Genomic DNA, 5,524 nt, shown 5'->3' on the forward strand with positions numbered 1-5,524 from the left:
GACGATGACCTACTCTCGCACAGCTTAGGCTGCACTACCATCGGCGCGGCTACGTTTCACTTCCGAGTTCGGGATGGGATCGGGTGGTTCCATAGCGCTAATTTCATCAGGGAGACGGTTGGAGCGTCGCTCGTGTCTTCTTTCTGGAGGTATGCGTGGATCTGCATGCCATCCAAGAAAGGGCCTACGGCGCCTGTCTCGCGTTTGGTCTTGTGACGTAGCGTGCAACTTGGACTCTATCGACATGTCATGTCGGCCAAGGCAACTTGAGGTTATATGGTCAAGCCTCACGGATCATTAGTATCAGTTAGCTCAATACATTGCTGTACTTACACACCTGACCTATCAACCACATAGTCTATATGGTTCCTTTAGGGGGCTTGTGCCCCGGGAAGTCTCATCTTGAGGCGCGCTTCCCGCTTAGATGCTTTCAGCGGTTATCGCTTCCGAACATAGCTACCCGGCAATGCCACTGGCGTGACAACCGGAACACCAGAGGTTCGTCCACTCCGGTCCTCTCGTACTAGGAGCAGCCCCTCTCAAACTTCCAACGCCCATGGCAGATAGGGACCGAACTGTCTCACGACGTTCTGAACCCAGCTCGCGTACCACTTTAAATGGCGAACAGCCATACCCTTGGGACCGACTACAGCCCCAGGATGTGATGAGCCGACATCGAGGTGCCAAACACCGCCGTCGATATGAACTCTTGGGCGGTATCAGCCTGTTATCCCCGGAGTACCTTTTATCCGTTGAGCGATGGCCCTTCCATACAGAACCACCGGATCACTAAGTCCTAGTTTCCTACCTGCTTGATCCGTCGATCTTGCAGTCAAGCACGCTTATGCCTTTGCACACAGTGCGCGATGTCCGACCGCGCTGAGCGTACCTTCGAGCTCCTCCGTTACTCTTTAGGAGGAGACCGCCCCAGTCAAACTACCCACCATACACGGTCCCCGATCCAGATAATGGACCTAGGTTAGAACGTCAAGCACGACAGGGTGGTATTTCAAGGATGGCTCCACTGCAGCTAGCGCCACAGTTTCATAGCCTCCCACCTATCCTACACAGACGAACTCAACGTTCAGTGTAAAGCTATAGTAAAGGTTCACGGGGTCTTTCCGTCTTGCCACGGGAACGCTGCATCTTCACAGCGATTTCAATTTCACTGAGTCTCGGGTGGAGACAGCGCCGCTGTCGTTACGCCATTCGTGCAGGTCGGAACTTACCCGACAAGGAATTTCGCTACCTTAGGACCGTTATAGTTACGGCCGCCGTTTACTGGGGCTTCGATCAAGAGCTTCGCCTTGCGGCTGACCCCATCAATTAACCTTCCAGCACCGGGCAGGCGTCACACCCTATACGTCCACTTTCGTGTTTGCAGAGTGCTGTGTTTTTGATAAACAGTCGCAGCGGCCTGGTTACTGCGACCCTCTTCAGCTATAGCTCGCATGAGCCACCAAAAAGGGTGCACCTTCTCCCGAAGTTACGGTGCCATGTTGCCTAGTTCCTTCACCCGAGTTCTCTCAAGCGCCTGAGAATTCTCATCCTACCCACCTGTGTCGGTTTACGGTACGGTCTGCGTAAGCTGAAGCTTAGGAGCTTTTCCTGGAAGCGTGGTATCAGTGACTTCGCCTTAAAGGCTCGTCTCGGTGCTCGGTCTTAAAGAATCCCGGATTTGCCAAAGATTCAAACCTACCGCCTTTCCCCAGGACAACCAACGCCTGGTACACCTAACCTTCTCCGTCCCTCCATCGCACTTACGCGAGGTGCAGGAATATTAACCTGCTTCCCATCGACTACGCATTTCTGCCTCGCCTTAGGGGCCGACTCACCCTGCGCCGATTAACGTTGCGCAAGGAAACCTTGGGCTTTCGGCGTGCGGGTTTTTCACCCGCATTATCGTTACTCATGTCAGCATTCGCACTTCCGATACCTCCAGCAAGCTTCTCAACTCACCTTCACAGGCTTACGGAACGCTCCTCTACCGCGTACATATAAATATGCACACTCCAAGCTTCGGTTTACTGCTTAGCCCCGTTAAATCTTCCCCGCAGACCGACTCGACCAGTGAGCTATTACGCTTTCTTTAAAGGGTGGCTGCTTCTAAGCCAACCTCCTGGCTGTCTGTGCCTTTCCACATGGTTTTCCACTTAGCAGTAAATTTGGGACCTTAGCTGTGGATCTGGGTTGTTTCCCTTTTCACGACGGACGTTAGCACCCGCCGTGTGTCTCCCATACAGTCCGTCTTGGTATTCGGAGTTTGCAATGGTTTGGTAAGTCGCGATGACCCCCTAGCCATAACAGTGCTCTACCCCCAAGAGGATACATATGAGGCGCTACCTAAATAGCTTTCGAGGAGAACCAGCTATCTCCGGGTTCGATTAGCTTTTCACTCCTAATCACACCTCATCCCCTACCTTTGCAACGGGAGTGGGTTCGGGCCTCCAGTGCGTGTTACCGCACCTTCACCCTGGGCATGACTAGATCACCCGGTTTCGGGTCTACTGCCCGCGACTATGCGCCCTTATCAGACTCGGTTTCCCTTCGCCTCCCCTATACGGTTAAGCTTGCCACGAACAGTAAGTCGCTGACCCATTATACAAAAGGTACGCAGTCACTCTTTCGAGCTCCTACTGCTTGTACGCACACGGTTTCAGGATCTATTTCACTCCCCTCTCCGGGGTTCTTTTCGCCTTTCCCTCACGGTACTGGTTCACTATCGGTCGGTCAGTAGTATTTAGCCTTGGAGGATGGTCCCCCCATATTCAGACAGGGTTTCACGTGCCCCGCCCTACTCGTCTTCACTGGAATGGCCCTTTTAAATACAGGGCTATCACCTTCTATGGCCGGCTTTTCCAAACCGTTTTTCTAGAACCATACCAGCTTAAGGGCTGTTCCCCGTTCGCTCGTCGCTACTTAGGGAATCTCGGTTGATTTCTTTTCCTCTGGTTACTTAGATATTTCAGTTCACCAGGTTCGCTTCCAGCAGCTATGTATTCACTGCAGGATACCGCCGAAGCGGTGGGTTTCCCCATTCGGACATTACCGGATCAAAGCTTGTTGCCAGCTCCCCGATACTTTTCGCAGGCTGCCACGTCCTTCATCGCCTCTGACCGCCAAGGCATCCACCGTGTGCGCTTATTCGCTTGACCATATAACCGCAAGTTGCCTTGGGTTACATATATGACCTGGGGGTACAAAGCCCAGATACGAAATATAACGACTCAATTAATAAGAAGACATTTAAGTCTTCCGCCTTAGCCTCACGACACGTCAAGATAGATAATCTCAAACGCTCGCTACGTCACAAGTTTTAAAAGAACAGATACCAGCCACAGTGCTGATGTCTATAAATTCTTAGTATGCGGATACATTCAGAGTGGTGGGTCTGGGTAGACTCGAACTACCGACCTCACCCTTATCAGGGGTGCGCTCTAACCACCTGAGCTACAGACCCAATGTTCTGTCATAACTCAGCAGCGCCTCATCCCGGTTCGCAACAATGCGATCACAAGAGAAGACTCTGATAATGGTGGAGCCTGTCGGGATCGAACCGACGACCCCCTGCTTGCAAAGCAGGTGCTCTCCCAGCTGAGCTAAGGCCCCGAATTGGGACTTTCCACACCAGCCTGTGCCGGTGTAGATCTCTGAATGCAGGTTTCTTGTGGGGACGCCTGACAGGCGATGCTGTCTTGCTCAAAAGGAGGTGATCCAGCCGCACCTTCCGATACGGCTACCTTGTTACGACTTCACCCCAGTCATCGGCCACACCGTGGCAAGCGCCCTCCCGAAGGTTAAGCTACCTGCTTCTGGTGCAACAAACTCCCATGGTGTGACGGGCGGTGTGTACAAGGCCCGGGAACGTATTCACCGCAGCAATGCTGATCTGCGATTACTAGCGATTCCGACTTCATGGAGTCGAGTTGCAGACTCCAATCCGGACTGAGATAGGGTTTCTGGGATTGGCTTACCGTCGCCGGCTTGCAGCCCTCTGTCCCCACCATTGTAGTACGTGTGTAGCCCTGGCCGTAAGGGCCATGATGACTTGACGTCATCCCCACCTTCCTCCGGTTTGTCACCGGCGGTCTCCTTAGAGTTCCCACCATTACGTGCTGGCAACTAAGGACAAGGGTTGCGCTCGTTGCGGGACTTAACCCAACATCTCACGACACGAGCTGACGACAGCCATGCAGCACCTGTGTTCGCGTTCCCGAAGGCACCAATCCATCTCTGGAAAGTTCGCGACATGTCAAGGCCAGGTAAGGTTCTTCGCGTTGCATCGAATTAAACCACATACTCCACCGCTTGTGCGGGCCCCCGTCAATTCCTTTGAGTTTCAGTCTTGCGACCGTACTCCCCAGGCGGCGAACTTAACGCGTTAGCTTCGATACTGCGTGCCAAATTGCACCCAACATCCAGTTCGCATCGTTTAGGGCGTGGACTACCAGGGTATCTAATCCTGTTTGCTCCCCACGCTTTCGTGCCTCAGTGTCAGTGTTGGCCCAGACAGTCGCCTTCGCCACGGATGTTCCTCCTGATCTCTACGCATTTCACTGCTACACCAGGAATTCCACTATCCTCTGCCACACTCTAGTCGCCCAGTTTCCATCGCAATTCCCAGGTTGAGCCCAGGGCTTTCACGACAGACTTAAACAACCACCTACGCACGCTTTACGCCCAGTAATTCCGAGTAACGCTTGCACCCTTCGTATTACCGCGGCTGCTGGCACGAAGTTAGCCGGTGCTTATTCTTTGGGTACCGTCAGAACAACCAGGTATTAACCGGCTGCTTTTCTTTCCCAACAAAAGGGCTTTACAACCCGAAGGCCTTCTTCACCCACGCGGTATGGCTGGATCAGGCTTGCGCCCATTGTCCAATATTCCCCACTGCTGCCTCCCGTAGGAGTCTGGACCGTGTCTCAGTTCCAGTGTGGCTGATCATCCTCTCAGACCAGCTACCGATCGTCGCCTTGGTGGGCTCTTACCCCGCCAACTAGCTAATCGGGCATCGGCTCATTCATTCGCGCCAGGCCCGAAGGTCCCCGGCTTTCACCCGTAGGTCGTATGCGGTATTAGCGTAAGTTTCCCTACGTTATCCCCCACGAAAGAGTAGATTCCGATGCATTCCTCACCCGTCCGCCACTCGCCACCCATAAGAGCAAGCTCTTACTGTGCTGCCGTTCGACTTGCATGTGTTAGGCCTACCGCCAGCGTTCACTCTGAGCCAGGATCAAACTCTTCACTTAAAACTACATGTCCGAAGACAATAACTTTAGCTGCAGAAGTTCAACCACTGGCAACGTTTCGCTTGCATTAAAACAATTGAATCATTGCTTGATTAAACGTCTGCAAGATGGACAGTCATCCATTCCTGCAGGCGTCCTCACAAGATACCTGCGCATACTGTCAAAGAACTTCGAATCAGGCCTCAGCGCCTTCTTCGTAGGCTGCGACGTTTCCGTCGTAGCGAGCCGCCCATTATATGGTGGCTTTTCTGCTTCGTCAACACCTCATTTCGGGG

1 protein-coding gene, 2 tRNA genes and 3 rRNA genes are annotated in these 5,524 nt (G+C 53.1%); 1 reads left to right on the top strand and 5 read right to left on the bottom strand.

Annotated elements, in window-relative coordinates; translation table 11 throughout:
- From rrf to ABE493_RS19200, 5 genes are all read right to left on the bottom strand, one after another.
- Positions 1 to 111 (bottom strand): 5S ribosomal RNA (rrf, locus tag ABE493_RS19180); the annotation flags it as partial.
- A 165-nt stretch (positions 112 to 276) separates the two neighbouring features.
- Positions 277 to 3,155 (bottom strand): 23S ribosomal RNA (locus ABE493_RS19185).
- 228 nt (positions 3,156 to 3,383) lie between these two features.
- A tRNA-Ile gene (locus ABE493_RS19190) sits at positions 3,384 to 3,460 on the bottom strand.
- A 73-nt stretch (positions 3,461 to 3,533) separates the two neighbouring features.
- Positions 3,534 to 3,609 (bottom strand) — tRNA-Ala (locus ABE493_RS19195).
- A 93-nt stretch (positions 3,610 to 3,702) separates the two neighbouring features.
- Positions 3,703 to 5,249, bottom strand: a 16S ribosomal RNA gene (locus ABE493_RS19200).
- Positions 5,250 to 5,256: 7 nt separating this feature from the next.
- Here ABE493_RS19200 and ABE493_RS19205 point away from each other — a divergent pair.
- On the top strand, positions 5,257 to 5,524 hold a 268-nt coding region (locus ABE493_RS19205), incomplete at its 3' end, for a hypothetical protein (protein ID WP_346500965.1).

The sequence above is a fragment of the Stenotrophomonas terrae genome, assembly GCF_039674165.1.
GTDB lineage: Bacteria > Pseudomonadota > Gammaproteobacteria > Xanthomonadales > Xanthomonadaceae > Stenotrophomonas > Stenotrophomonas terrae_A.